Annotated in this window: 19 protein-coding genes, 1 tRNA gene and 1 pseudogene; 7 read left to right on the top strand and 14 right to left on the bottom strand. The window is 56.5% G+C overall.

The window, feature by feature from the left end:
* Window positions 1–8 precede the first annotated feature (8 nt).
* The 3 genes from K0F75_RS23635 to K0F75_RS23625 form a co-directional block, all read right to left on the bottom strand.
* A complete protein-coding gene (locus K0F75_RS23635; RefSeq protein ID WP_219064385.1) occupies window positions 9–1,355 on the bottom strand; it encodes a hypothetical protein in 1,347 nt (448 codons plus the stop codon).
* Between the two features lie 148 nt (window positions 1,356–1,503).
* On the bottom strand, window positions 1,504–2,076 hold the full coding sequence (locus K0F75_RS23630) for a cytochrome b (protein WP_219064384.1): 573 nt from the start codon (window positions 2,074–2,076) through the stop codon (window positions 1,504–1,506).
* Between the two features lie 571 nt (window positions 2,077–2,647).
* Window positions 2,648–2,911 (bottom strand): hypothetical protein, encoded by a 264-nt coding sequence (locus tag K0F75_RS23625; RefSeq protein WP_219064383.1) that lies wholly within the window; start codon window positions 2,909–2,911, stop codon window positions 2,648–2,650.
* Between K0F75_RS23625 and K0F75_RS26375 the strand changes: the two are divergent.
* From K0F75_RS26375 to K0F75_RS23610, 4 genes and pseudogenes are all read left to right on the top strand, one after another.
* Window positions 2,882–3,289 (top strand): annotated as a pseudogene (locus K0F75_RS26375) (HAMP domain-containing protein); the annotation flags it as partial. The gene K0F75_RS23625 and the pseudogene K0F75_RS26375 sit on opposite strands and share 30 nt — an antisense overlap.
* A 153-nt stretch (window positions 3,290–3,442) precedes the next feature.
* Window positions 3,443–4,147 (top strand): methyl-accepting chemotaxis protein, encoded by a 705-nt coding sequence (locus K0F75_RS26370; protein WP_374029263.1) that lies wholly within the window; start codon window positions 3,443–3,445, stop codon window positions 4,145–4,147.
* 33 nt (window positions 4,148–4,180) lie between these two features.
* Complete coding sequence (locus K0F75_RS23615; protein ID WP_374029257.1) at window positions 4,181–5,860, top strand: methyl-accepting chemotaxis protein; 1,680 nt, start codon at window positions 4,181–4,183, stop codon at window positions 5,858–5,860.
* A gap of 90 nt (window positions 5,861–5,950) precedes the next feature.
* Window positions 5,951–7,198 (top strand): HD-GYP domain-containing protein, encoded by a 1,248-nt coding sequence (locus K0F75_RS23610; protein ID WP_219064395.1) that lies wholly within the window; start codon window positions 5,951–5,953, stop codon window positions 7,196–7,198.
* Window positions 7,199–7,291: 93 nt separating this feature from the next.
* Here the strand turns inward: K0F75_RS23610 and K0F75_RS23605 are convergent.
* The 5 genes from K0F75_RS23605 to rpsU all read right to left on the bottom strand — a co-directional run bounded on the left by K0F75_RS23605 (window position 7,292) and on the right by rpsU (window position 15,707).
* Window positions 7,292–7,368: transfer RNA gene (locus K0F75_RS23605), tRNA-Ile, on the bottom strand.
* A gap of 15 nt (window positions 7,369–7,383) precedes the next feature.
* Window positions 7,384–11,127, bottom strand: coding sequence for a bifunctional diguanylate cyclase/phosphodiesterase (locus K0F75_RS23600; protein ID WP_219064380.1), 3,744 nt, complete (start codon window positions 11,125–11,127; stop codon window positions 7,384–7,386).
* Between the two features lie 129 nt (window positions 11,128–11,256).
* Window positions 11,257–13,110 (bottom strand): RNA polymerase sigma factor RpoD, encoded by a 1,854-nt coding sequence (rpoD, locus tag K0F75_RS23595; RefSeq protein ID WP_219064379.1) that lies wholly within the window; start codon window positions 13,108–13,110, stop codon window positions 11,257–11,259.
* 67 nt (window positions 13,111–13,177) lie between these two features.
* A complete protein-coding gene (gene dnaG, locus K0F75_RS23590; protein ID WP_219064378.1) occupies window positions 13,178–15,127 on the bottom strand; it encodes a DNA primase in 1,950 nt (649 codons plus the stop codon).
* 364 nt (window positions 15,128–15,491) lie between these two features.
* Window positions 15,492–15,707, bottom strand: coding sequence for a 30S ribosomal protein S21 (gene rpsU, locus K0F75_RS23585; RefSeq protein WP_002551877.1), 216 nt, complete (start codon window positions 15,705–15,707; stop codon window positions 15,492–15,494).
* Between the two features lie 187 nt (window positions 15,708–15,894).
* Between rpsU and tsaD the strand changes: the two genes are divergently transcribed.
* The gene (gene tsaD, locus K0F75_RS23580) at window positions 15,895–16,920 is read left to right on the top strand and encodes a tRNA (adenosine(37)-N6)-threonylcarbamoyltransferase complex transferase subunit TsaD (RefSeq protein WP_219064377.1); all 1,026 of its coding nucleotides are present in this window, start codon (window positions 15,895–15,897) and stop codon (window positions 16,918–16,920) included.
* A gap of 34 nt (window positions 16,921–16,954) precedes the next feature.
* On the opposite strand, the gene plsY is transcribed toward tsaD, so the two are convergent.
* Window positions 16,955–17,524 carry a glycerol-3-phosphate 1-O-acyltransferase PlsY gene (gene plsY / locus K0F75_RS23575; RefSeq protein ID WP_219064376.1) on the bottom strand — a complete coding sequence of 190 codons (570 nt, stop codon included), beginning with the start codon at window positions 17,522–17,524 and terminating at the stop codon, window positions 16,955–16,957.
* 74 nt (window positions 17,525–17,598) lie between these two features.
* Here plsY and folB point away from each other — a divergent pair, with 74 nt between their 5' ends.
* Together folB and folK are read left to right on the top strand one after the other, a co-directional pair.
* Complete coding sequence (folB, locus tag K0F75_RS23570; RefSeq protein WP_219064375.1) at window positions 17,599–17,952, top strand: dihydroneopterin aldolase; 354 nt, start codon at window positions 17,599–17,601, stop codon at window positions 17,950–17,952.
* Window positions 17,943–18,473, top strand: a complete 531-nt coding sequence (gene folK, locus K0F75_RS23565) for a 2-amino-4-hydroxy-6-hydroxymethyldihydropteridine diphosphokinase (protein WP_219064374.1) — start codon at window positions 17,943–17,945, stop codon at window positions 18,471–18,473. Before folB ends, folK begins: the two co-directional genes overlap by 10 nt.
* A 33-nt stretch (window positions 18,474–18,506) precedes the next feature.
* Here the strand turns inward: folK and K0F75_RS23560 are convergent, their stop codons facing one another.
* The 5 genes from K0F75_RS23560 to glpE form a co-directional block, all read right to left on the bottom strand.
* The gene (locus K0F75_RS23560) at window positions 18,507–19,736 is read right to left on the bottom strand and encodes a multifunctional CCA addition/repair protein (protein WP_219064373.1); all 1,230 of its coding nucleotides are present in this window, start codon (window positions 19,734–19,736) and stop codon (window positions 18,507–18,509) included.
* A 78-nt stretch (window positions 19,737–19,814) separates the two neighbouring features.
* On the bottom strand, window positions 19,815–21,377 hold the full coding sequence (locus tag K0F75_RS23555) for a SpoVR family protein (protein ID WP_219064372.1): 1,563 nt from the start codon (window positions 21,375–21,377) through the stop codon (window positions 19,815–19,817).
* A complete protein-coding gene (locus tag K0F75_RS23550) occupies window positions 21,374–22,645 on the bottom strand; it encodes a YeaH/YhbH family protein (RefSeq protein ID WP_219064371.1) in 1,272 nt (423 codons plus the stop codon). The genes K0F75_RS23555 and K0F75_RS23550 overlap by 4 nt, the downstream gene beginning before the upstream one ends.
* A gap of 191 nt (window positions 22,646–22,836) precedes the next feature.
* Window positions 22,837–24,759, bottom strand: a complete 1,923-nt coding sequence (locus tag K0F75_RS23545) for a PrkA family serine protein kinase (RefSeq protein WP_219064370.1) — start codon at window positions 24,757–24,759, stop codon at window positions 22,837–22,839.
* 280 nt (window positions 24,760–25,039) lie between these two features.
* Complete coding sequence (gene glpE / locus K0F75_RS23540) at window positions 25,040–25,369, bottom strand: thiosulfate sulfurtransferase GlpE (RefSeq protein ID WP_219064369.1); 330 nt, start codon at window positions 25,367–25,369, stop codon at window positions 25,040–25,042.
* Window positions 25,370–25,379: the final 10 nt, after the last annotated feature.

Below are 25,379 nucleotides of genomic sequence, written 5' to 3'. Positions count from 1 at the left end.
GGCATGCATTAAAAGGCAGTCCATATCATCAGCATCAAGGTGTCGTTATCTGATGCATCGCGGCCATTGCCGTCGTAGTTAGTACTTGAACCGTTGTAGCGGCTATACATCGTGTATTGCGCGCCCAACCGTACGTTGGCCAGCGGCGCACCCCACGAATTTTCTTTGCCGAACGGTGACCAGTCGGCCTGAAGTATGTAGCCGCTGGTGTCCGTAAGGCCTGTGCGACTGCCGTCCAGAGGGTTCGATGTGAAGGCGGTGGTGTCTTCCTTGGAACCGAAGTTGTTGAAGTAGCCCAAGGTGACGCCGTAGGTATTGTCGAAGTAGTACGAGCCGTTCAGGTTCAGCGCGTTGGTCGTGTTGTCGCTACGACCAACATCCCCGGCAGCGAGCGAAGCATCCAGGGTCTTTTTCTCATGGATCAAGCTGCTGTTGAGAGTGAAGACATGGCGGCGAGTGCCCAGAAACTGGTAGCTCGCATCGACGCCGATATCCCGGTATTTATCCGTCGCTCCGGACGTCGAACCGGGGTGTATGTCGGCGTTCATGCCGAACAACCCGGCGCTGAAATTCTGCCGGTTAAATGAGTTGGTGTATGCCACGCGCCAATAGGGCGACAAACCACTTATCTGGCTCACGTCGGCGCTGGTTTGCGCCACGTTGGTCTTTTTCAGCATCCAAAGAGATTGGCTGCGGTAAGCGCCGAGTTCAACGTAGATGTTGTCGTCCCAGAAGGCGTAGCCCGTTAGCCCCATCACTTGGTGCTCCAGCCCTCCAGCAATAAGCGGCGAACCACTTGGGGCAGGCGCCAGCTCGGCTGTCATGTAGGGAAAGCCCCAGGCTGGCGTAGTGTTCCAGGGATCCTGGACCGTCGGATTGTTGTTCAGCGACAGACCAAAAACGGTGTCTTTTCCTGCCAGCGTGGTGGTTGTGGCATAACGCAGATCGACGTTATCAAGTACGGTTTTGCGATCAATGTCGGAGTAAGTGGCTTGAGCGAGGCCGCCAAAATGCTCGGACACACCGCCAGCGGCAAACACGGAGGCTTCCTGGAGCGACAAGTTGTCGTTCTTGCCATCGTAAGGGCCGGCATTGTCCGGAAGCTTTTTGCTCGTGTGCTCGACGGTACCGACCAGCATGGCCGACAACAGGGATTCTGGGCCACCTGCGTCGGAGCCGCCTTTTTCGGTATAGCCACCGATCTTGAATTTCTGGCCATACGGCGTGAGCTGCGGACCAAAGGCGCCAATATGGCACGCCGTGCAAGCCTGACCGGTCTGGCGGGCGAAGCTTGGCAAGGCATTGGCTTGGTACGGCAGGCTCAGGCAAAGCGCCAAAGCTGCCCAGCTACCCATGCGACTGCGCCTGATGCGCCGGTGAATCGAGGTGAGGGGATGATTATTGTCCGTGTACTGCATGACGTTTCCTTGCTGGCTCAGTGCGATTTTTTTACGTGTTGTGGCTGTTCCGGTACGTGTCCGTGCCCCATGTCGATAGCTTTGTTCAGCCCTTGTTTATGGGCGCAAGCGTTCTCAATAGGCGTACAGGAAGCATGGAGCGCAGGACGTCATCCTTACGCCAGAAGTGATGCCAAAGGGCTGCGCCGACATGCGCACCGATCAGCGCGATGAATAGCCATGCCAGGGTTTCGTGCACATCACCGAGTTGGTCAGCCAGATCACGGTTTTTTGCGATCAGCTCTGGCAAGTTCACTAGCCCGAAGAGACTGACGGCTTTACCCGCCGCATTGCTGAACAACCATCCGGTGACAGGCAGTGCCAACAAGAACAGATAGAGCGCCGTGTGCGCGGCCTGCGAAAGAAGACGAATGCCTTTCGGCAAACTGGCAGAGACATGCTCAGATGAAATGCGAAAGCGAGCGATCAGACGTGCCACAACAAGCAGCAAAATAACGACGCCGAAGGACCGGTGAAGGTTGAGCAGGAGAAGGCGTACTTCACTGGCCTCGACAACATCACGCAGCAGCACCGCGCAAACGGCGAAGATAATGATCCCGAAGGTTGTCCAGTGCAGAGCAATAGTCAGGTTGTGGTGCCTGGGGAAACGAATTTTCATGCTCATGCCTCGCGCGGCTAATGGTGAAAGCGACGCGAACTTGGCAGCTGAAGCTTAAGGGGATATTAAGATGTATCCAAACGTAACAAGCCCGTGCTTGAGCCGTTTGGTGGCGGCCGATCTGGCGACCATGAGTGAACGTCAGCTTCTTGCGCGGTCCTTAGCCGCCTAACTAGTTACGAAATGTGTCATTTGTTTCTATGCAGTACTTGTACAATCTTTTATTTGTGTATAGCTTTGCTGGCAGGTGGCGCAGGCAAAAAATATTGGCACCTTCCCGGTTGTTCGCAGAGTGAGTTGTACGAGCACGTTAGGAAGTGACGTTTTCACCTCTACTGTTTATTCGTACAACTTGGTGAAAATGGGTGCAAATTGGTTTCAATATAAGCAGGCTTGAGCATTTAAATGATATGACGACCTTTGCAGGCTTGGTGTTGTCATTCCACCTCCACGTGCATGAAGGATTAAAGTTTTGAAGTTCAACATTGCACGCTTGATGCTGTGTAGCGCGACCGTACTCATCCTTGTAGCGCTGGGTCTTTCATTGTGGACGTCTTATCAAGTCAACCGGTTAGACGATTTGGGCAAACAGCTGGGGAACCTCAGCGAGGCCCAGGAAGGCGCGCAAGAACTGCGCTACCACACAGCGCAGGTACAGCAGTTTTATACCGACGCCAGTTTGACCGGCGACCGAGAAGCTGCAAGCGAAGGCCACCAGCATTTTCAGCGGGCTCTCGAGAAACTGATTGAGCTTAAGCGTCTGGTTCCGGAACTCAGTCGTGAGCTGGAGGCTGCGCGTGAGCCGATGGAGCGGCTTGATAGCGTAGGCGAGCAAATGTTTCAGGCATACACCGTCTCAGGCAAAGTTGCTGGCGATAAAGTAATGGAGGCGTTTGACCGGCATTCGGATGAGGTTATCCGAAGCTTTGCGGCTCTTCACGGCCCCTTGGCTGAAAACTACAGAGCCAACCTCGCTATAACCGACACGGTACGCGAATCTCTTAAAGTTAATAATTTGCTGGCTTGGGCACTGGTGTTGGTGTTCATGCTCGGCACGCTATGGTTGATCAGTCGTCGAGTGCTGCCGCCGCTAAATCACTTGTCTCATTCATTGCAGGATTTGAGTGCGGGAACAGGCGATCTTAGCCATACCTTAGGCCAGGACAATGACGACGAAATCGGTGAAGTAGTCGCTGATTTCAATAAGTTTGTGGCTGGGCTGCGTCTGCAAATATCGACCGTGGCCGAAGTCGGTAACACCTTGGGCGACTCGTCCAGTCAGTTGGTCAATGACGCACAGGCTGCCGAGCAAAGCGCTGAAGTACTGCGCGTTGAAATTGAACAGGTGGCCACTGCTGTCAATCAGATGGCTGCAACGGTTCAAGGGGTCGCTTCCAATGCCCAGGCCAGCTCCACACAAACCGGCGATGCGGATCGCCAGGCGCAGGTGGCACTGGGTGCAATCAACCAGACAATCGCTGATATCCACACGTTGGCCGATGAGGTACGGGGGGCCGCCGAAGTCATTCAAGCCCTGGAAACACACTCGCGATCCATCGGTGGCGTTCTAGAAGTTATCCGCACTATTGCCGAACAGACCAATCTACTGGCGCTCAACGCTGCAATTGAAGCGGCGCGCGCGGGTGAGCAAGGTCGAGGTTTTGCTGTGGTCGCCGACGAGGTGCGGACGCTGGCCAGTCGAACGCAGGCTTCCACCCAGGAAATTCAAGGGATGATAGAGCGCCTGCAAAATACGTCCAGGCAAGCAGTGAAGGTCATGGAAGACAGTTGTGGACATGCCGAAAGAGGTGTCGTGCAGGTTGAATCAGCGGGTCAGGCTTTAATCCGCATCAGCACGCTGGTGGCATCCGTTTCGGAGATGAGTTCGCAGATCGCCGAGGCCGCACGTGAACAATCGACAGTCAGCGACGAAATCAACCAACGCATCAGTAATGTGGCCGACGTGGCGGTGCGGACTGTCAAACTGTCTGAAAGTACACTGGCCCGTGGTAAGGCGGCAGGTGAAGATGCCAAGCGGCTAGGAAAAGTTGTGAGTCAGTTTAAACTTTGATGGGATGTTTTTGACACAATATTCACATAAGCAATGTCACGGTGGTATTACTGTGAAAGTGCGTTATCTGACAATAATAAGGCGCTCATTATGACGTTACGAAATATCAAGCTGAATACAAGAGCCCTCATCAGTTTTGGCATCATCTGTCTCCTCCTGGTAGGGCTTGGCGGAACAGAACTCTATAAAATGAGCGCCATTAATACGTCAGTGATTGATCTTCAAACCAACTGGTTACCCAGTGTGCGCCAAGCCTCGAAAATCGAAGCCGCTGGCCTGCTTTATCGCCTCGATGCACGGCGTTTCGTGATGGATGACGACCGGCAAAGTGCCGCTTCACGAACAAAGTTGAATACGTTGAAGGCGACGTTGACACAGATTTCCGACGCGTATGCTCCCCTTGTTTCCAGTCCCGAAGAAGGGGATAAATATAAGCAAGTCAGCCGCAACGTCGCAGCATACGAAGCCAAAATAGACGAGCTCATGGAGCTCAGTAAGACGAAGCCTGTTGCAGAACTCACGGTGTTCATTCGCGACGTCACCAGCCCCTCGGCAAAAGCGCTGCAGGCCTCGGTTGATGACTTGATCCGACTGAATGAAGAGGGCGCTGAGCTGACGGGTCAGAGTGCGCGTAATAGTTTTGAAAGCGGATTGACCCTGACGATCGTATTTGTCGTTGGCGCGGTTATTATAACGATTTTGGTAGCTACTGCGTTTACCCGTAGTATTACCGTGCCTGTTCTGGCGCTGCTGGGTGCAACTAAGCAAATCGCTGCCGGGGACCTGCGGGCCGCAGTGGACGTCACGGGTTCAGATGAACTGACTGACCTTCAAACGGCGACGGCTGCGATGCTCCTAAGTCTCAAAACTACGATCCAGCATATATCGGATTCCTCCAGCCAACTGGCCTCCGCCGCAGAAGAGATGAGCGCGATCACGAAGGAGTCCACCGCGGGCATCCAGCAACAAAGCATGGAAACCGAACAAGCGGCTACCGCCGTTAATGAGATGACCGCCGCAGTGGAGGAAGTCGCGCGCAATGCCGTTTCGGCGTCGCATTCGACGCAGGCGTCCGAGCGCTCGGCTAAAACCGGGCAGGAAAGAGTTCGTCAGACCATTGGCTCGATTGAAAAGCTTAATTCGAGTGTCGATCAGACCAGTACTGAAGTGGAGGATCTGGCCCGGCAGGCTCAGGACATCGCCAAGGTACTTGATGTCATTCGCTCAATCGCTGAGCAAACCAACCTGCTGGCATTGAATGCCGCCATCGAGGCTGCACGTGCCGGCGAGCAAGGTCGTGGATTTGCTGTCGTCGCTGATGAAGTCAGGGCGCTTGCGCACCGTACTCAAACGTCTACCCACGAGATCGAGCAAATGATTCAGGTCATACAGGCCGGGTCGTATAAAGCGGTGCAATCGATGAAGCAAAGCAGCGGAGACGCTACTGCCACGCTTTCGATTGCCCATGAAGCCGGGGTCGCCATCTCGGAAATAGCTGCGGCCATTTCCGCTATTAATGAACGGAACCTGCTGATCGCGACCGCCTCGGAAGAACAGGCACACGTGGCGCGATCAGTGGATCAGAACCTCATCAGCATTCGCAACCTCTCCATCCAGAGCTCTTCGGCTGCCAGCCAGACATCTGTGGCCAGTGGCGAGCTCTCCAGGCTCGCGGTAGACCTGAACAGGTTGGTGTCGAGATTTTCTGTTTAAACGAATGACCGGGGGACTTTTCGGGGATCGTTTTAACTAAAACTCCGTAGAGCGGTAATGCCCACGCTTCATTACAAGCCGGTGTTCATCGTGCTTAAACGTATTGCAGTGACCGAGCTTTGCCTCGGGATGTACATTCATAAGTTTTGTGGCTCATGGGTCGACCACTCTTTCTGGAAGCCCAGCTTTCTGCTCAAAAGTGAAAGCGAACTGCAGCGGATTCTCGCATCCAATCTCTCCGAACTGTGGATTGATACGGATAAGGGGGGCGACACAGGCGCGGCTCAAACGGGCGAAGTATCAGAGGAGAGCGATACCGCTACTCAAGCACCTGAGCAGGTAGAAGAGGGCCTTACGCCGCCTCGAGTATCCCTGAAGGAAGAAATATCACAGGCATTGAAGCTGTGTTCTCGCTCCAAGGCAGCCGTTGTCGAGATGTTCAGTGATTTGCGTATGGGCCGCGCGGTCGAGCTGGAGGGCATCGGCGGACTGGTCGAGGACATCTCCAACTCGTTACTGCGCAATTCCCATGCGCTGATCAGCGTGGCGCGCTTGAAGCAGTCCGACGAATACACGTACATGCATTCGGTCGCCGTCTGTGGGTTGATGATCGCATTAGCCCGCCAACTGGGCTTTTCGGCTGAGCAGGTCAAGGAAGCCGGGATGGCGGGTTTGCTGCATGACGTAGGCAAGTTGGCCATCCCCATTGCCATCCTCAATAAGCCAGGCAAGCTCAGTGATACCGAGTTCGATACCATGCGCGGTCACCCCGAAGCGGGTGCGGAGATGTTGCTGGGGAGCCGACACTTCAGTGCTCGGGTACTGGATGTGTGCCTTCACCATCACGAAAAGTACGATGGCAGCGGTTACCCGCATCGGCTTGCTGGTGAGCAGATCAGCCTGTTCGCCCGGATGGGAGCTGTTTGCGATGTCTATGACGCGATAACGTCTGATCGCCCCTATAAAAAAGGTTGGTGCCCTGCGGACTCAATTCGAAAAATGGCCGAATGGGACGGCCATTTCGACAAGAAAATATTCCAGGCATTTGTGAAATGCATCGGCATCTATCCGGTCGGCACCTTGGTTCGCCTGGAAAGCGGGCGCATCGGCGTGGTCATTGAGCAGCACGACAAGTCGCTGCTGACACCGAAAGTGAAGGTGTTCTTTTCGGCTCGATCCAGAGTGCCCATTGAGCAAACCATAGTGGATCTGGCCAAGCGGGCGGGGGAGGACAGAATTATCAGTCGCGAGAGAGTTGAAGATTGGGGCTTCAAAGGCATCGACGAACTGTGGTCAGGCCTGGAGGCCAGCAAGACCTCACATTTCGACCCCAAATAGAAAGGCCTGTAATGAGGCTTGGCAGGGATCGATCCTGAGCCTGGGTCTATATGCCGAGAAACACAAAAGCCGCGCAGTGCGCGGCTTTTTGTATGGTGGGCCCAGTAGGACTCGAACCTACGACCAAGGGATTATGAGTCCCCTGCTCTAACCAACTGAGCTATAGGCCCTCAGTAGGTCGCGGATTATAACGATGGTTTCCCTGCTGTGCTATCCGAAAAATCCGAAACGTTCATAAGAAGAAACCTCGCACAGAATTCTTCTGCGCGCAGGGGCAGGCTGACGATGAAGCCCTGGATTTGTTCGCAGCCTTCTTGTGCAAGGAATTCCTGCTGTTCCAGGGTTTCTACGCCTTCGGCGATGACGGTCAGTTGCATGCTGCGTCCCAGGGCGATGATGGCGCGGACGATGGCGGCGTCGTGAGGGTCGTCGGGTAGGCCGCGGACGAAGGATTGGTCGATCTTCAGGATGTCCAGTGGCAGGCGTTTGAGGTAGCTGAGGGATGAGTAGCCAGTACCAAAGTCGTCGATGGCGAGCTGGACGCCGAGCTTTTTCAGTTTGTGCAGCACGGCGAGTGCGTCTTCGGCCTGACTCATGATGAAGTTTTCGGTGATTTCCAGTTGCAGGCAGCCGGGCTGGAGATTGGATTCTTTGAGCAGTTGTTCGATCCGTTGCAGCAGGTTGGGTTGGCGCAGCTGCATGCCAGCCAGGTTGACCGAGAGCGGTCCAAACGGTTTGTAGTTTTTGTTCCACTCGCACATCTGGCGGCAAGCGCTTTCCAGCACCCAGTCGCCGATCTGCAGGATCATGCCGTTTTCTTCAGCCAGGGGGATGAAGTGTTCCGGGGGCACGTCGCCGAGTGTTGGGTGACGCCAGCGAATCAGGGCTTCAGCCCCCACCAGCCGTTTTGACAGCAGGCACAGTTTCGGCTGATAGCAAAGGCTCAGTTCGTTGCGCTCCATGGCGCGCCTGAGCTCATGTTCCAGCGCAATTCGCTCGCTGGCCTGTGCGGTAAGGTCGCGGGTATAACTTTCGACCCGGTTGCGCCCTTTGGCTTTGGAGCGGTACATCGCGGCGTCGGCATTTTTGACCAGTGTGGCGACATCGCCGCCGTCGGCAGGGAAGAGGCTGGTGCCAATGCTCGCGCTGATGAAAAACTCGTGTTCGCCTGCCTGGAACGGCGCGCCGAAGCACGCCAACAGTTTGTTCGCGACCGTTTCGGCGTCGCCGGGATGTAGCAGGCCGGGCAGCAGGATGATGAACTCGTCGCCACCCAGGCGTGCGACCGTGTCCACGTCGCGCAGTTGCTCTTTGAGGCGCAACGCGATGCCTTTGAGCAGTAGATCACCCACCGGGTGGCCGAGGCTGTCGTTGATGTGCTTGAAGCGGTCCAGGTCGAGGAAAAGCACTGCGCCCTGGCCACAGACTTCCTCGCTATGGCTGAGCGCTGCTTGCAGGCGACTCTCGAACAGCGTGCGGTTGGGCAGACCGGTCAGCGGGTCGTGGTGAGCCTGATAGTCGAGACGTGCCTGTGCATGTTTGAGGCTGGAAATATCGGCGAACACCGCAACGAAATGGGTGATGACCTGCTCGGGGTTACGCACTGCGCTGATCGTCAGCCAGCTTGGATAAAGCTCGCCGTTCTTGCGCCTATTGCTGATTTCACCCTGCCAATGCCCTTCGTCCGTCAACTGGTACCACATGGCGGCGTAGAAGGCGCTGTCATGCTGGCCTGACGCGAGCAGACGTGGGGTCTGGCCGAGGGCTTCTTCTTCGCTGTAACCGGTGATTTCAGTAAACGCGCGGTTTACGGCGCTGATGTTCTGTTGGGTATCGGTGATCAAAACGCCCTCGGCCGTGCTCTCGAATACGGTGGCCGCGAGTTGCAGTTTCTCCTGCATTTGATGGCGTTCGGTGATGTCGCGGGCGATGGTCAGCATGCAGTCTTCACCGCCGATTGGCAGCGGCCTCGCGGACATTTCACACAGCCTGATCTGACCATCCCTGCGCCGAATGTGGGTGCTGAAGTCACGAACAAAACCATCGCGCTTGAGCTGCTCGATCATTTTGGCGCGCTCGTTCAGATCGACCCAGATTCCCAGATCGAGGGTCGAGCGATCCAAAGAGAGTGCGCTGTTGTAGCCAGTGATCCGGCTGAAGCCTTCATTGACTTCAATCAGCAGGCCATCGCTTTCGCGTGTGATGAGCAAGCCATCGGGGGAGGAGTGGAAGGCCTTGGCGAATTTCTCCTCGGATATTTGCAGTTGCTGTTGCGCTTCTTTGAGTGGGCTGATGTCACGCACGACCACCACGAGGGCCGGCGTCGAGTCGAGGTCAAATGGCTCGGCGGATATCAGTCCGGTGAACAGGCGTCCGTCCAGGCGGCGAAAGGGCATCTCCAGGTTGCGGATGCTGCCGCCCTGCAGGCGCATCAGCAGGCTTGGACCAATGCCGGGCACGCCCCAGATATTGAGCTGGGTTGCGGTTTTACCGATGACCTCCCCGGCAGCGATACCGACTTGTTCTTCAAACGCTTTGTTGGCCTCAAGCAGGCAGCCGTCGGAGAGGCGGGCGATCACCAGGATGTCCGGGCATTGCCTGAACACCGAGGCGAACTTCTCTTCAGATAGGCGCAGGGCGTGTTCCGTTTGTTTGGTTTCGCTGATGTCGATCATCAGACCGCGCATCACCGGTTCGTGGCCATGTTCGATCAGGCTGACAATATCCCGTACCCAGAGGGTTTTGCCGTCGGCTCTGATGACGCGATAGTCGAGGCTGTGGTCCCTGCGTAAACAGGTCTCCTGATTGCAAAACCGCTCTGCTTCTTCGATGTCTGCCGGGTGCACGATGCTTCGCCAGAACCCGGGTTTGAGCCAGTCGGCCAATGGATAACCGAGCAGATCTTCCGCGTGGGGGGAGACATAGCTGTAGGTGTAATCGCTCATGCTCGCTTCCCAGGCGATGGCCGAGAGGCTTTCGACCAACCCGCGATAGTGGTATTCGCTGCTGCGTAGCTCTTGTTCCAGATCCACTCGCCGCGATATTTCCGAGCTCAGTCTGCGATTGATGCGAATGACCACGATGAGCACGGTGGACAGCAGCAACAGCCCGGGAAGCCCGTAGCGCAGGAAGTTCTGCCAGAACCTGGGGTGATCAAGCACGCTGCCCACCCAACGCTCCTGAATGCTGCTGATTTCCGCTGGGCTCAGGTCGGCCAGCGCTTTATCCAGGATACCGGCCAACAAGGGTTGATCGTGCGGAACAGCCATTGCCAGTTGATAGCGATACGGTGTCTCACCGCTTACGTAGATGCCCCCAAGCTTGAGTTGACGCATGCTCCAGACGCTGGACGCCAGATCGCTCACGACGGCATCTACCTGGTCCGCGGCCAAGGCCTGAAGGGCGGAGCTGACGTTGGGCAGCGCGACCAGGTTTAGATCGGGGTGATGGGTGCGCAGGAGTTCGTGAGGTGCATAGTTGTCCACGACGGCAACTTTAAGGCCGTAAAGCTCTTGCAGGTTGTGCGGGTGTACGCTGCCTTCATGGGCAAGAATAACAATCGGGAAATCCAGGTAAGGGCGGGTAAACGATAGATAGTTCTGGCGCTCCGGTGTGGACATTATTCCTGGCAGTAAATCTATTTCACCTCGTTTGGCTTTGTTTAAAACCTCACTCCATCCGACCGCTTCGATCGGCTGCAATGAGACGGCGAGCCGCTGCTCGATAAGTGCAACGTAGTCCGCCGCAAGCCCTTGATAACGCCCATTTTCATCGCGAAATTCAAAAGGCGGCCATGTGGCGTCAACGCCGAGGCGAAGTTCTTTGTGTGAACTAAGCCAGGTATGTTCCTCATCAGAAAGGGTCAGGGCGTTGGCCGTTACTGTCGCGCCGATCATGTAAAAGAAAATAATGGCCGGCAGTCGTGGCATGGCAGCCTCAATTAGGCAAAAGGATGTAATCCGAGTGTAGTCGGGCGCCGGAGGAGGTGGGCAAACTTAATTCTGCACAATGCAAAACCCCCAGCAAGGCCGGGGGTTTTGTTGTATCGGGTCTACGTATTACTCGTCGAGGAACGAACGTAGATGTTCGCTTCTCGTCGGGTGACGCAACTTGCGTAGCGCCTTGGCTTCGATCTGACGAATCCGCTCACGGGTTACGTCAAACTGCTTACCGACCTCTTCAAGCGTGTGGTCGGTGTTCATGTCGATGCCGAAGCGCATGCGCAGAACCTTGGCTTCGCGAGCGGTCAAGCCCGAGAGCACTTCGCGCGTCGCTTCCTTGAGGCTTTCGACCGTGGCGACATCGATTGGCGACTGCATAGTCGAGTCTTCGATGAAGTCACCCAGGTGCGAATCTTCGTCGTCACCGATCGGGGTTTCCATGGAGATCGGCTCTTTAGCGATCTTCAATACCTTGCGGATTTTGTCCTCAGGCATTTCCATGCGTTCGCCCAGCTCTTCCGGGGTCGGTTCGCGACCCATTTCCTGCAGCATCTGCCGGGAAATACGGTTGAGCTTGTTGATCGTCTCGATCATGTGCACCGGGATACGGATGGTGCGTGCCTGGTCGGCAATCGAGCGGGTAATCGCTTGACGGATCCACCAGGTGGCATAAGTCGAGAACTTGTAACCACGACGGTATTCGAACTTGTCCACCGCTTTCATCAAGCCGATGTTGCCTTCCTGGATCAGATCGAGGAACTGCAGGCCACGGTTGGTGTACTTCTTGGCGATGGAGATCACCAGACGCAAGTTAGCTTCAACCATCTCTTTCTTCGCGCGGCGGGCTTTAGCCTCACCGATCGACATGCGACGGTTGATGTCCTTGATCTCGGAAATCTTTAAACCTGTTTCGGTTTCGAGTGCGATCAGCTTTTGCTGGCAACGCTGGATATCCGGTTGCAGGCGACCAATGGCTTCAGCATATTTGCCTTTGCCTTTAGCCAGCCCATCGGTCCAGCTCTCGTCGATTTCATTGCCCGGGAAGAGGCGAAGGAAATCGGCGCGTGGCATACGTGCATCACGTACACACAGCTGCATGATGGCGCGTTCCTGAGCGCGCAAGCGATCAAGTGCACTGCGAACTCGCTCGACCAGGCCTTCAAACTGTTTAGGAACCAGTTTGATCGGCATGAACAGCAGTGCCAGTGCAACCAGCTCGGCGGTTGCCTGCTTGCTGCCACGGCCGTGCTTCTTCAATGCCTTGCGGGCAATTTCCATTTGATCGGAAACTGCACCGAAGCGCTGCTGAGCAATGATCGGATCCGGACCGCTTTCGACTTCTTCTTCGTCGTCGGTTGCGGTTTCGTCCTTCTCTTCCTCGTCGTCGTCACCTTCAGCAGCTTTCGCTGTTTTCGGGTCGACAGGCGGCGGCACTTCGGCTGGCGGCGCAATGCCGTCATCCGGGTCGATGTAACCGCTCAGAACATCGGAAAGACGCCCACCTTCGGTCGTGACTCGTGTGTATTCGGAGAGAATATGGTCAACCGTGCCAGGGAAGTGCGCGATTGCGCCCATCACTTCACGGATGCCCTCTTCGATACGTTTGGCGATTTCAATTTCGCCTTCACGGGTCAGAAGCTCAACGGTACCCATTTCGCGCATGTACATGCGCACTGGGTCAGTCGTGCGACCGATGTCGGTCTCGACCGCTGCCAACGCTGCGGCCGCTTCTTCAGCGGCTGCCTCGTCGGTATCGGCGTCGGCCAACATAAGGGCGTCCGCATCCGGCGCGCTCTCGTGTACGGGAATCCCCATGTCATTAATCATGCGGATGATGTCTTCCACCTGTTCCGGATCTGAAATATCCTCCGGCAGGTGGTCGTTGACCTCTGCGTAAGTCAGATACTTCTGCTCACGACCCAGGGTGATCAACTCTTTGATACGAGACTGCTGTTGCGCTTTTCCGGACATAACACCCTATCCACTGAAGGTCTTGGCGGGCAAAAAACAAGCCGAGGATTATACCCGAGCTATGACCTCACGCGCCAGTTGAGGTCGGGGTTTGTGCAGGAACTTTGCGTTTTAACAGGTTGAGCAGCTGGACTTTCTCTTCCGCATTCAACCCTGTTTGACGTTCTTTCCTGATCAGATGTTCCAGGCTACGCTCGCGTTGGCGGGCGGATAAGCTAGTTATAGTGTCGAAAAACTGTTGTTCAAGGTTGTCGGCCTCAATCAGCCATTCTTTCTCTGCTAATGCGCGCAACAGTCGGCCTTGTTCGGTGCCATGCCAGCGCGCAATCAATTGAAGTGAACGCAACGTGGGGTTTTTCTGCAGTGCTTCGAGCAGAGAAACCAGTAGCTGCGCGTAAATATGGTCTTCTGCGGCCAGCTGGCTGGCATCTTCGACTTTCGCTGCCAGTTGCGGGTGGTGCAGAAGTGTTCTGAGCGCAGTCAGCGTCGGTGGTTCCACCGTCGCGGGTGTGCGTGGGCCGCGGGGCTCGAAGTCAGGCCGTTTGCCTTTCTTGTCCCAGGGTTTTTTATCCCACTTCTTTTGACCGCCGGCTTTCTTTGGCGTCCATTCCGGCTGCGCTTCGTAGGCGTTGTGAGGCTGATAATCAGCGTAGTCGGGAATGGCGTCGTAATCTATGTTCGGGTCATAACTGGGTGGCGCTTCTGCGGGTGCGCTCTGCACCAACTGATGGACGGCTTCGCTGTTCAGCCCGGTAATCTCACTCAGGCGTTGACGCATGAGCGTACGTAAGTTGGCGCCCGGCACCTTGTCGATCAGCGGTGCGGCCAGGGTCGCCATGTGGGCCTTCCCCTCCAGCGAGCGCGGATCGGCTTCTTTGGTCAGTTGCTCAAAAAAATAATCAGCCAGCGGTTGCGCGTGCTGGTTGATCCGAGCCTTGAATGCATCGGTCCCTTCCGAGCGGACCAGCGTATCCGGGTCTTCGCCTTCAGGCAGAAACAGGAAGCGCGCGCGTCGTCCATCTTGAAGGCTCGACAGTGCAGCTTCCAGTGCGCGCCAGGCGGCATTGCGGCCGGCCTGGTCGCCGTCGAAACAGAACAGTACGTTGGGCACTACCCTGAAGAGCCGCTTAAGGTGCTCTTCGCTGGTCGCTGTCCCCAGCGTGGCGACGGCATTGCGCAAGCCTTGCTGGGCGAGGGCGATGACGTCCATGTAGCCTTCGACCACGATGATTTCATCGAGGTTGCGGTTGTACTTGCGTGCTTCGAACAGGCCGTAGAGTTCCTGTCCTTTGTGAAACACCGGTGTTTCCGGTGAGTTCAGGTATTTGGGTTTGTCGTCGCCCAATACTCGACCGCCAAACGCAATGACCCGGCCACGACTGTCGCGGATCGGGAACATCACGCGGTCGCGGAAGCGGTCATAACGCTTGCCGGTCTCGGCATTTTCAATCAGCAGGCCCGCGTCGATCATGGCCTTTTGCTGCAGTGTGTCGCTGCTCAAATGCTTGTACAGGTTGTCCCAGCCCGGTGGAGCAAATCCCAGGCCGAAATCGCGCGCGATCTCGCCGGACAGGCCTCGGCCTTTCAGGTAGTCCACCGCGGATTTGCGCGTCGGATGGCTTTTAAGGGCTTGGCGATAAAACTCGGCGGCTGCCGTCAGGAGCGGATACAGCGGCGAGTCGGTCGGCTGACGTGGCTTTTGACCTTTGACGCCTTGTTCGTGCGGGACTTCCATGCCGGCGGCTTTGGCCAGTTCCTCGACGGCCTGGGGAAAATCCAGGTTGTCGTGGTCCATCATGAAACCGAGGGCATTGCCGCCTGCACCGCAACCAAAGCAGTAATAGAACTGTTTGTCCGGGCTGACGCTGAACGAAGGGGTTTTTTCTTTATGGAACGGGCAGCAGGCGCTGTAGTTCTTCCCGGTTTTCTTCAATTGCAGACGTGAACTGACAACATCGACGATGTCGGTGCGGTTCAGAAGGTCGTCAATAAAGCTCTGGGGAATTAGCCCGGCCATGGCGTTCTCATCATCAGGCGGCCCGCCAGCAAAATCGTGGCGAAACTAAAACGTAACGACATTGGCCTTTGCGGACCATTGTGTTCACTAAACTGATATTGGGAGACGCTGCCTTGATTGAGCTTCTTTCGAAGATCAGCGAGGCGTGCTCGTCGTGTGCCTTGATTCGTTCGTCAGTGTAGACGCGATCAACGCAGCCTGAATCAGACTAGACGTGCCTTGACGGGGTTTGTCTGAGACGCAGTTGACGTGCACCTGCGGCTTAGACAGCCTCTGTCAATGAATCTTGAGGCTTGATGTGCAACTGCCGGCAGCCCGGCTTTGAGGCCGGGCGTGGCAGAAACTTGCGACGGACGTCTGTAAATTAATACAGACGAACGGCACGGCGCTGTTCGCGCTGTACTTTCTTCGCGTGACGCTTAACAGCAGCTGCTGCTTTACGTTTACGCTCCGAAGTCGGCTTCTCGTAAAATTCGCGGCTACGAACTTCAGCCAGAACACCGGCTTTTTCGCAGGAGCGCTTGAAACGACGCAGAGCTACGTCGAAGGGTTCGTTCTCTTTAACTTTGACGGCTGGCATCCAGAGCTACCTTCATTCATTACCGGGGTCAACGACTCGTGCAAAAACTGCACATAAGTTCGTCGGTTTTTAAGGGTTGCGGATGTTAACCCCTCATTGAGAGGAATGCAAAGCCTCTGATCGAAAACCGCTAGTCGGGGGCTGGAGTGGCGACTATTATGCGCGCCTTCGAATAAGGCGCAAACCCATGCTAGTACTGGGATTAGAAACCTCCTGCGACGAAACCGGTGTCGCACTTTATGACAGTGAACGGGGCCTGCTGGCCGACGCATTGTTCAGCCAGATCGACCTGCATCGCGCGTACGGCGGGGTTGTACCCGAGCTGGCTTCGCGTGATCACGTCAAGCGTATGCTGCCGCTGATCCGCCAGGTGCTGGCTGAAGCAGACTGTGTCGCCACCGAAATCGACGCCATCGCGTACACCGCCGGTCCGGGTTTGGTCGGGGCGTTGCTGGTAGGCGCCTCCTGCGCACAGGCGCTGGCCTTTGCCTGGGGCATCCCAGCCTTGGGCGTGCATCACATGGAGGGGCATCTCCTGGCGCCAATGCTCGAAGAGCAGCCGCCCGAGTTCCCGTTCGTCGCTTTGTTGGTTTCCGGCGGCCATACGCAGTTGGTTCGGGTCGATGGTATCGGTCTGTATGAAGTGTTGGGCGAGACGCTGGATGATGCCGCTGGTGAGGCGTTCGACAAAACCGCGAAGATGATGGGCCTGCACTATCCTGGCGGCCCGGAGATTGCGCGACTCGCGAGCCGGGGCGTGGCAGGGCGTTTCGTCTTCCCGCGGCCGATGACCGACCGACCGGGCCTGGCGTTCAGCTTCAGCGGTCTTAAAACCTTCGCCTTGAACACCTGGCATCAGTGCCAAAGCGCTGGAGACGACGGTGAGCAAACCCGTTGCGACATCTCTCTGGCCTTCCAGCATGCGGTGGTAGAGACTTTGACCATCAAGTGCAAGCGCGCCCTCAAGCAGACTGGTCTCAAGCGTCTGGTCATCGCTGGCGGCGTCAGTGCCAATACAGCGTTGCGCCTGTCGCTGGAAAAAATGCTCGGCGAACTGCATGGCAATGTTTTTTACGCGCGGCCCGAGTTCTGCACCGACAACGGCGCGATGATTGCGTTTGCCGGTTGTCAGCGTCTTCTGGCGGGGCAGAAAGAGGATTTGAGCATCAGCGTGCAGGCCCGCTGGCCGATGGAGCAATTGTCAGGGCTGTAACGGCGTCAACCTGAGTCCAGTTCATGGCGATGATTCAAAAATGCCGTTCGCGCCCGGCAAACAGGTCGCGTAAATTGCCGCGATGGCGCCACACGATCAATAGGGTGAGGATGCTCATCGGCAGTAGCGCTTGAGGCTCCTGCCACGCCAGTAATGGCAGGGTCAGCGGGGTGGCGATCAGCGCCGCGAGTGAGCTGGTGCGGGTCAGGTAGAACACGAGCAGCCAAGCGCAGATAGCCAGCGCTGCAGCAGGTGGGAACAGGCCCAGCAGCATGCCTGCCGCCGTGGCAACACCCTTGCCGCCACGAAAGCGAAAGTACACCGGAAACAAGTGACCCAGGACTGCGCAAAGGCCTATCCAGGCTTGCTGTTGAGGATCAAGGTCGAGCAGTCGGGCGGCCAGGACGGGGAGTAGACTTTTACAAACGTCGCCGATCAGGGTTAGAACGGCGAGCTTTTTGCCCGCCAGACGCAACATATTGGTCGCGCCGGCATTGCCGGAACCGCTGGCGCGCGGGTCGGGGCTGCCAGTGAGGCGGCTGAGTAAAATGGCGAAGGACAGTGAGCCAAGCAGGTAGGCGAGGGTCGCCAGTAACCAAAACATGCTAACTATTCCGGGCGAGGACGCCCTGATTCTAACGGCGCATCGCGCCCTTGTCGTGCAGCGGAGAAAAGTGCTTGGACAGAGTTTTTATCGAGGGTCTGGAAGTCGATACGGTTATCGGCGCCTATGACTGGGAACGTGGCATTCGCCAGTGCCTGCGTCTGGACCTGAGTTTTGCCTGGGACATTCGGCCTGCTGCGGCGGGCGATGATCTGAGCAAGGCGCTCGACTACGCTAGTGTCTCGGCACGAATTCAGGCGTTTGCCGAAGACGCCAAATTCCAGCTGGTCGAGACGTTTGCCGAGCGCCTGGCTGAGGTGTTGATGAGTGAATTCCAGATTCCCTGGCTGCACCTCAAACTGACCAAGCCAGGCGCCGTTGCGGCGGCTACAGGTGTGGGCGTGGAGATCGAGCGCGGATGTCGCTAACCCAGATATTCCTAGGCCTCGGCAGCAATATCGAGCGCGAAAAGCACCTGCGCGCGGGGCTTGAAGCGCTTGATGGATTCTTGCAGCAGATGACCTGTTCGCCGGTATTCGAAAGTCAGCCGGTGGGGATCAAAAGCGGGCCATTTTTTAATCTGGTGGTGACGGGGTATACCGACCTGCCGCTGATGGAGCTGGACCGCCGTTTGAAATTCATCGAGGCGGATAACGGTCGCTATGCCCCGGAGCGCCGGGGCTTGCCGTTGGATATCGACGTGCTGCTCTACGGTGAGCAGGTCGGTAATTTCGATGGCTTGATTCTGCCCCGTGCGGAAATCCTGAAAAATGCGTTCGTGCTTTGGCCGTTGTCGTTGATCGCGCCAGAGCGGCTGCACCCTGGTGTGAACAAGGCCTTCAAGGATTTGTGGCGGGATGCGCAGATTGATCAGGTGCTGGCGCCGGTTGCATTTGAGTGGCGCGGGATGTCGTTGACGCCTGAGGCTCTGTTAAGCACTCATCCCTAGCGATACACAGGCTTGGTCCTGGTATCGCAGGTCTCAAGCGTTGTACGTCGCCTTGTAAGCTTGCACCGCCTTCAGACGCTCCTGCTTCAACGCTTCGCCCAGCTCCGGCCCTTCGTAGCCCTGATCGCGCAACGGCTGCACGGCCACGGTTCGTGCAGCGTTGGCGGCCCCTCGCAGATACTCGGCCTGGGGGTAATCGCGCTGTTCGAAGCCCAGGCGGCCTCGGGCATCCATCTCGCACCCGGCGATAAACTCCTCGAAGCGTTGTGGCCGACGATAGATGTCGAAGCTTTGCATCAGTTCAAACAGCGTCGACGCTTTTAGCTCCAGCGCTCGGTGTCCATGGGTGTGGTACTGGCCGACCAGCATTGCCAGCTCCTGACAATCCCGGGGAACCTTGAAGCGTGCATTCACGGCTTTGATCAGGCGCAGGCCTGTGTGCTCGTGAGCGATGTGCCGAGGCCATTCGCTTTCCGGTGTCAGGCCTTTCCCCAAATCATGCAGCAGGCATGCCCAGCGCACGCTCAGCGGCTGATGATGGAGTGCGGCCTGCTCCAGGACGCTGAGCACGTGCTGACCCGTGTCGATTTCCGGATGGTGGGTTGCGGGCTGCGGTACGCCGAACAATGCATCGACTTCCGGAAACAGCACCTTCAGTGCCCCGCACTCGCGCAGCACCTGGATGAACACCTGGGGCTGATTTTCCATCAGGGCGCGGGAGATTTCCTTCCAGCTGCGCTCGGGGGTCAGGGCCTCCAGTTCGCCAGACGCGCTGAGCTGCTGCATCAGCGTCATCGTCTCGGGTGCGATGGTGAAGCCGTCCGCGGCATAGCGTGCGGCAAAGCGGGCGACACGCAGTACGCGCAAAGGATCTTCGGCGAACGCCGGTGATACATGACGTAAAATGCGCGCTTTAAGATCTTCTTGGCCGTGGTAGGGATCAGTCAATCGACCCTGCGCATCTTCCGCAATGGCGTTGATCGTGAGGTCCCGACGAATCAAATCTTCTTCAAGGCTGACCTCTGGATCCGCGTGGAAGATGAACCCGCCATAGCCTGTGCCGCTCTTGCGTTCCGTTCGGGCAAGGGCATATTCCTCCCCGGTTTTCGGGTGCAGAAATACCGGGAAATCAGCACCAACCGGGCGGAAACCCTGGCTGAGCATTTCATCGGCGGTTGCGCCCACCACGACCCAGTCAGTATCGGCGACGGTCTTGCCCAACAGGCGATCACGTACTGCGCCGCCCACTTTATAAATCTGCATAAAAAACCTCCGTAAGCGCGACAGGATAACCCTTGCGACGCACTCACGGAGGTTAAAACAGAAAACGCTTACAACCGTTTATAGGTGGATGACGGCCAAGTCGAGCCGGGGATATTCACTGTCGGCATGCTCTCCTTTGGGGGGGACATGATGGGTTTTCATGATCTGATCGCCCTGCAGTGTCTCCAGATGAATATCAAAGCCCCACAAGCGATGCAGGTGCTTGAGCACTTCCTCCGTGGAATCTCCCAGCGGTTTGCGATCGTGCTGTTGGTGGCGCAGGGTCAGAGAGCGGTCGCCACGGCGGTCGATGCTGAAGATCTGCACGTTTGGTTCGCGGTTACCCAGGTTGTACTGGGCGGCCAGGGTTTCCCGAATGGTTTTGTACCCCGGTTCGTCATGGATGGCGGGAACGAGCAGGTCGTCCTTTTGATCGTCGTCCATGATGCTGAACAGTTTCAGGTCGCGAATCACCTTGGGCGACAGGTACTGCAGGATAAAACTCTCGTCCTTGAAGCTGCTCATGGCGAACTTGATGGTGGCCAGCCAATCGCTGCCGGCGATGTCCGGGAACCAGTGGCGGTCTTCATCGGTGGGGTGCTCGCAAATCCGCCGGATATCCCGGTACATGGCGAACCCCAGGGTGTAGGGGTTGATACCGTTGTAATACGGGCTGTCGAAGCCCGGCTGGTAGATGACGCTGGTGTGCGATGTCAGGAACTCCATCATGAAGCCGTCGGTCACCAAGCCTTCATCATAGAGATCGTTCATCAGGGTGTAGTGCCAAAAGGTCGCCCAGCCTTCGTTCATCACCTGGGTCTGACGTTGCGGATAAAAGTACTGCGCGATCTTGCGCACGATCCGCACCACCTCCCTCTGCCAGGGCTCCAGCAGTGGCGCATGTTTTTCGATGAAGTACAGGATGTTTTCCTGTGGCTCGGAGGGGAAGCGAGCATTGTCCTTGTCGCTGTTCTTGTCCGCGCCTTTCGGAATGGTCCGCCACAGATCGTTGATCTGCTTCTGCAGATGTTCTTCACGGTCTTTCTGCCGCCGGCGTTCTTCCTCGGCGGAAATAGGGTAAGGGCGTTTGTAACGGTCAACGCCGTAGTTCATCAATGCGTGACAAGAGTCGAGCAAGTCTTCTACCGCGTCGATGCCATGCCGCTCTTCACACTGCATGATGTACTGCTTGGCGAACACCAGGTAATCGATGATCGAGCTGGCGTCCGTCCAGGTGCGAAACAAGTAATTACCTTTGAAGAAGCTGTTATGCCCGTAGCAGGCATGCGCCACGACCAGCGCCTGCATGCAGATGGTGTTTTCTTCCATCAGGTAAGCGATGCAGGGATCCGAGTTGATGACGATTTCATAGGCCAGCCCCATCTGGCCACGACTGTAGGATTTCTCGGTGCTGAGGAAGTGCTTGCCGTAGGACCAATGGTGATAACCCAGTGGCATGCCGACAGACGCGTAAGCATCCATCATCTGCTCCGCGGTGATCACCTCGATCTGGTTGGGGTAGGTGTCCAGGGCGTAACGCTTGGCAATACGACCGATCTCCCGGTCGTAGGCCTGGATCAGTTCGAATGTCCACTCTGAGCCCGTGGACAGGGGTTGGCGCTTCTGCTCTCTAGCGGTCATGTTGCTAACCTGCGCTGGAAGAGTTCACGGAATACCGGATAGATATCACCGGCCGAGACCAGCTGTTGCTGGGCAAACGTATCAGAGAACGCTTCACTGATGCGCTCGTATTCAAACCACAGCGCTTGATGCTCGCGAGGGGTGATCTCCACGTAAGTGTAGTACTGCACGAAGGGCATGATCTGCTTGATCAATATGTCGCGGCAGATCGGTGAGTCATCGTTCCAGTTGTCGCCGTCCGAAGCTTGCGCCGCGTAAATGTTCCATTCGTTGGTCGGGTACCGCGCGGCCATGATCTCCTGCATGAGTTTCAGCGCGCTGGAAACAATGGTGCCGCCGGTTTCCCGGGAATAGAAAAATTCCTCCTCGTCGACTTCGCGGGCGCTGGTGTGATGGCGAATGAACACGACTTCAATTTTGTCGTAGTTACGTTTGAGGAACAGGTACAGCAGGATAAAGAAACGCTTGGCGATGTCCTTGGTCGCTTGGGTCATGGAGCCGGAAACGTCCATCAGGCAGAACATCACTGCCTTGGAGCTGGGGTTGGGTTGCTTGACCAGCAGGTTGTACTTGAGGTCGAAAGTGTCCAAGTAGGGCACTCGACGAATACGGGCGTTGAGTCGCTCAATTTCGGCCTCAAGCGCCTGAATGTCGCCGAAGTTGTCGGGTTCTTCGCGCTTCATGCGCTCCAGTTCACTAACGGCTTCGCGCAGTTTTGCGCGGCTGCTGCCGGACAATGCAATGCGTCGTGCATGGGCTGAGCGCAGGGTGCGGATGATGTTGATCCGTGAAGGGTTGCCTTCGTTGCTGATCCCCGCGCGCACGGTTTTAAAGGTGTCGGTGCCCATCAGGTTGCGCTTGACCAGGTTGGGCAGTTCGAGGTCTTCGAACATGAATTCCAGAAACTCTTCCTGGGTAATCTGGAAGACGAACTCATCCATGCCTTCGCCTGAGTTGCTGGCCTTGCCCGCGCCTTTACCGCCACCGCCTCCTTGTGGGCGGGCGATATGCTCGCCTGTGGTGAATTCCTTGTTACCCGGATGAACGACGGTCTGTTTGCCGCCGCGACCATGATGAAGCACCGGTTCGTCGATATCGCGACCGGGAATACTGATCTGTTCGCCGTGCTCCATGTCGGTAATGGATCGGCGGCTGACCGCCTCTTCGACGGCTTTTTTGATGTGGTCACGGTAACGCCGCAGGAAACGCTGGCGGTTTACCGTGCTCTTGTTCTTGCCATTGAGACGTCGGTCGATCACATAACTCATGACTGCTCCTTCGAAGCTGTCTTGAAAAATGGCGGGCTGGCATGACGTTTAGAACAATGTGACGGGCGTGCGCCACTTTTGCTCTGCCTGAGCCTCGCTGTCGATTTCTAAAACAACCTCTTGGAGCCTGTGTAGCAGAAAACGCTGACACAGGCTCTCGGCTAACGACAACCGGTGTAACCGGCAGCGGGTTATTGTGATTTTCTAACCCGCAGATACCACTCGGACAGCAGTCGTACCTGTTTGTCGGTGTAACCGCGCTCGACCATCCGTGTGACGAAGTCGTTGTGTTTTTGTTGATCCTCTTTGCTGGCTTTGGCGTTGAAGCTGATGACCGGCAGCAGGTCCTCGGTGTTCGAGAACATTTTTTTCTCGATCACCACCCGCAGTTTTTCGTAGCTGAGCCACGTTGGATTTTTGCCGTTGTTGTTAGCCCGCGCACGCAATACGAAGTTGACGATTTCGTTGCGGAAATCCTTTGGATTGCTGATACCGGCAGGTTTTTCGATTTTTTCCAGTTCCTCGTTCAGCGCGACACGATTGAGGATTTCGCCGGTTTCCGGATCGCGGTACTCCTGATCCTGAATCCAGAAGTCTGCGTAGAGCACGTAGCGGTCGAAAATGTTCTGGCCGTATTCGCTGTAGGACTCCAGGTAGGCGGTCTGGATTTCCTTGCCAATGAACTCGATGTAGCGCGGCGCCAGGTACTCTTTGATGAAGCGCAGATAACGTTCGCGGGTTTCCGCCGGGAATTGCTCCTGCTCGATCTGTTGTTCGAGCACGTACAGCAGGTGAACCGGGTTGGCGGCGATTTCATGCGGGTCGAAGTTGAAGACTTTCGACAGGATCTTGAACGCGAAGCGCGTCGACAGGCCGTTCATCCCTTCATCGACACCGGCGTTGTCACGGTACTCCTGAATGGACTTGGCTTTTGGGTCGGTGTCTTTGAGGTTCTCACCGTCATACACCCGCATCTTCGAGTAGATGTTCGAGTTTTCGGGCTCTTTGAGGCGCGACAGTACGGTGAACTGTGCCAGCATTTTCAGGGTGTCAGGCGCGCAGTGGGCGTTGGCCAGCGAGCTGTTGAAAAGGAGCTTGTCGTAGATTTTGATCTCATCGCTGACCCGCAAGCAGTACGGCACTTTGACGATGTAGATTCGGTCGATGAAGGCTTCGTTGTTCTTGTTGTTACGGAAACTGTGCCATTCCGATTCGTTGGAGTGGGCCAGCAGGATGCCGGTGAACGGGATCGAGCCCAGGCCTTCAGTGCTGTTGTAGTTACCTTCCTGAGTGGCGGTCAGCAACGGGTGCAGGACTTTGATCGGCGCCTTGAACATTTCGACGAATTCCATCAGGCCCTGGTTGGCCCGGCAGAGTGCCCCGGAGTAGCTATAGGCATCAGCGTCGTTCTGAGGGAATTCTTCCAGCTTGCGGATATCGACCTTGCCCACCAGCGCAGAAATATCCTGGTTGTTCTCGTCCCCTGGTTCTGTTTTCGCCACGGCGATCTGGTTGAGGATGGACGGGTACAGCTTGACCACGCGGAACTGACTGATGTCACCCCCGAACTCGGCCAGGCGTTTGGTGGCCCAAGGCGACATGATGGTGTTCAGGTAGCGCCGAGGGATTCCAAAGTCTTCCTCGAGAATCGCACCGTCTTCAGTCGCATTGAACAGACCGAGCGGTGACTCGAAAACGGGTGAGCCTTTGATGGCGTAGAAGGGCACTTTCTCGATCAGCTGTTTGAGCTTTTCAGCCAGCGACGATTTACCGCCACCCACGGGGCCGAGCAGATAGAGGATTTGTTTCTTCTCCTCGAGGCCCTGCGCGGCATGCCGGAAGTAGGAGACGATCTGATCGATGCATTCTTCCATGCCATGGAAGTCTTCGAACGCCGGGTAGCGGCGGATCACCTTGTTGGAGAAAATCCTGGATAACCGTGAGTTGGCCGAGGTATCCAGCAGCTCAGGCTCGCCTATAGCCAGCAGAAGACGTTCTGCGGCAGAGGCATAGGCGCTACGGTCGCTTTTGCAGAGCTCTAGATACTCCTGTAACGAGAGCTCTTCCTGGCGTGTCGATTCAAAGCGTTGTTGGAAGTGGCTAAAAATACTCATGACGTCACCTCGCTCGATACGTGGAGCCGGCGGCGGATCGTCAGTCGATGCTGGCATACAGCTGAAATCCAGCTGCTGTTTACCCCCCAGAACACCATATAGTTACTACCGATGACCCGCGCGCCGGTGTACCGGCTCTCCCCTGATTTGGATGGCCTACGGCTAAGGATAGTTCGGAATCAGAAAGAGAAAGAAGGGATGAGCAATAAGTCTGTCTGACCGTCTGTCAGTTCGAGGCCCAAGCCCGCATGGGGCGCGGGATCGGGCAATATAAAAAAAATTATTCCGGGGTGCTTTGCGCGGTTTCGTCGGGATAGGTGCTGCGCCATAACTCAAAACCGCCATCCAGGCTGTAAACATCCGAAAAACCCTGCCCCACGAGATAGGCTGCGGCGCTTTGGCTGGAGTTGCCGTGATAGCAGACGACCACCAAGGGTTTGTCCAGGTCGGCCTTGGCGATAAAGTCGGCGATGGAGTGGTTATCCAGGCGCTGCGAGCCGGGGATGTGTTGGGCGTCAAACGCCTGGGGGTCGCGTACGTCGACCAATACGGCGCCTTGTTCGCGCAGGGAGTGGGCTTGCGCGGGAGGGATGCGCTTGAACTCGGTCATGGACTGGGCT

The sequence above is a fragment of the Pseudomonas sp. UMAB-08 genome (assembly GCF_900095225.1).
Lineage (GTDB): Bacteria > Pseudomonadota > Gammaproteobacteria > Pseudomonadales > Pseudomonadaceae > Aquipseudomonas.
Note: the sequence above shows the minus strand (reverse complement) of the source record. Positions and strands in the feature narration are given on the sequence as shown.

What these genes read in the sequence shown, in the direction of transcription:
- rpsU (WP_002551877.1), bottom strand. Translation starts at nt 15,707, where the DNA reads ATGCCAGCCGTCAAAGTTAAAGAGAACGAACCCTTCGACGTAGCTCTG.
- dnaG (WP_219064378.1), bottom strand. Translation starts at nt 15,127, where the DNA reads ATGGCCGGGCTAATTCCCCAGAGCTTTATTGACGACCTTCTGAACCGC.
- K0F75_RS23615 (WP_374029257.1), top strand. Translation starts at nt 4,181, where the DNA reads ATGTCACGGTGGTATTACTGTGAAAGTGCGTTATCTGACAATAATAAG.
- K0F75_RS23635 (WP_219064385.1), bottom strand. Translation starts at nt 1,355, where the DNA reads ATGGGTAGCTGGGCAGCTTTGGCGCTTTGCCTGAGCCTGCCGTACCAA.
- K0F75_RS26370 (WP_374029263.1), top strand. Translation starts at nt 3,443, where the DNA reads ATGGCTGCAACGGTTCAAGGGGTCGCTTCCAATGCCCAGGCCAGCTCC.
- K0F75_RS23630 (WP_219064384.1), bottom strand. Translation starts at nt 2,076, where the DNA reads ATGAAAATTCGTTTCCCCAGGCACCACAACCTGACTATTGCTCTGCAC.
- tsaD (WP_219064377.1), top strand. Translation starts at nt 15,895, where the DNA reads ATGCTAGTACTGGGATTAGAAACCTCCTGCGACGAAACCGGTGTCGCA.
- rpoD (WP_219064379.1), bottom strand. Translation starts at nt 13,110, where the DNA reads ATGTCCGGAAAAGCGCAACAGCAGTCTCGTATCAAAGAGTTGATCACC.
- folK (WP_219064374.1), top strand. Translation starts at nt 17,943, where the DNA reads ATGTCGCTAACCCAGATATTCCTAGGCCTCGGCAGCAATATCGAGCGC.
- glpE (WP_219064369.1), bottom strand. Translation starts at nt 25,369, where the DNA reads ATGACCGAGTTCAAGCGCATCCCTCCCGCGCAAGCCCACTCCCTGCGC.
- K0F75_RS23560 (WP_219064373.1), bottom strand. Translation starts at nt 19,736, where the DNA reads ATGCAGATTTATAAAGTGGGCGGCGCAGTACGTGATCGCCTGTTGGGC.
- K0F75_RS23545 (WP_219064370.1), bottom strand. Translation starts at nt 24,759, where the DNA reads ATGAGTATTTTTAGCCACTTCCAACAACGCTTTGAATCGACACGCCAG.
- plsY (WP_219064376.1), bottom strand. Translation starts at nt 17,524, where the DNA reads ATGTTTTGGTTACTGGCGACCCTCGCCTACCTGCTTGGCTCACTGTCC.
- K0F75_RS23550 (WP_219064371.1), bottom strand. Translation starts at nt 22,645, where the DNA reads ATGAGTTATGTGATCGACCGACGTCTCAATGGCAAGAACAAGAGCACG.
- K0F75_RS23600 (WP_219064380.1), bottom strand. Translation starts at nt 11,127, where the DNA reads ATGCCACGACTGCCGGCCATTATTTTCTTTTACATGATCGGCGCGACA.
- K0F75_RS23555 (WP_219064372.1), bottom strand. Translation starts at nt 21,377, where the DNA reads ATGACCGCTAGAGAGCAGAAGCGCCAACCCCTGTCCACGGGCTCAGAG.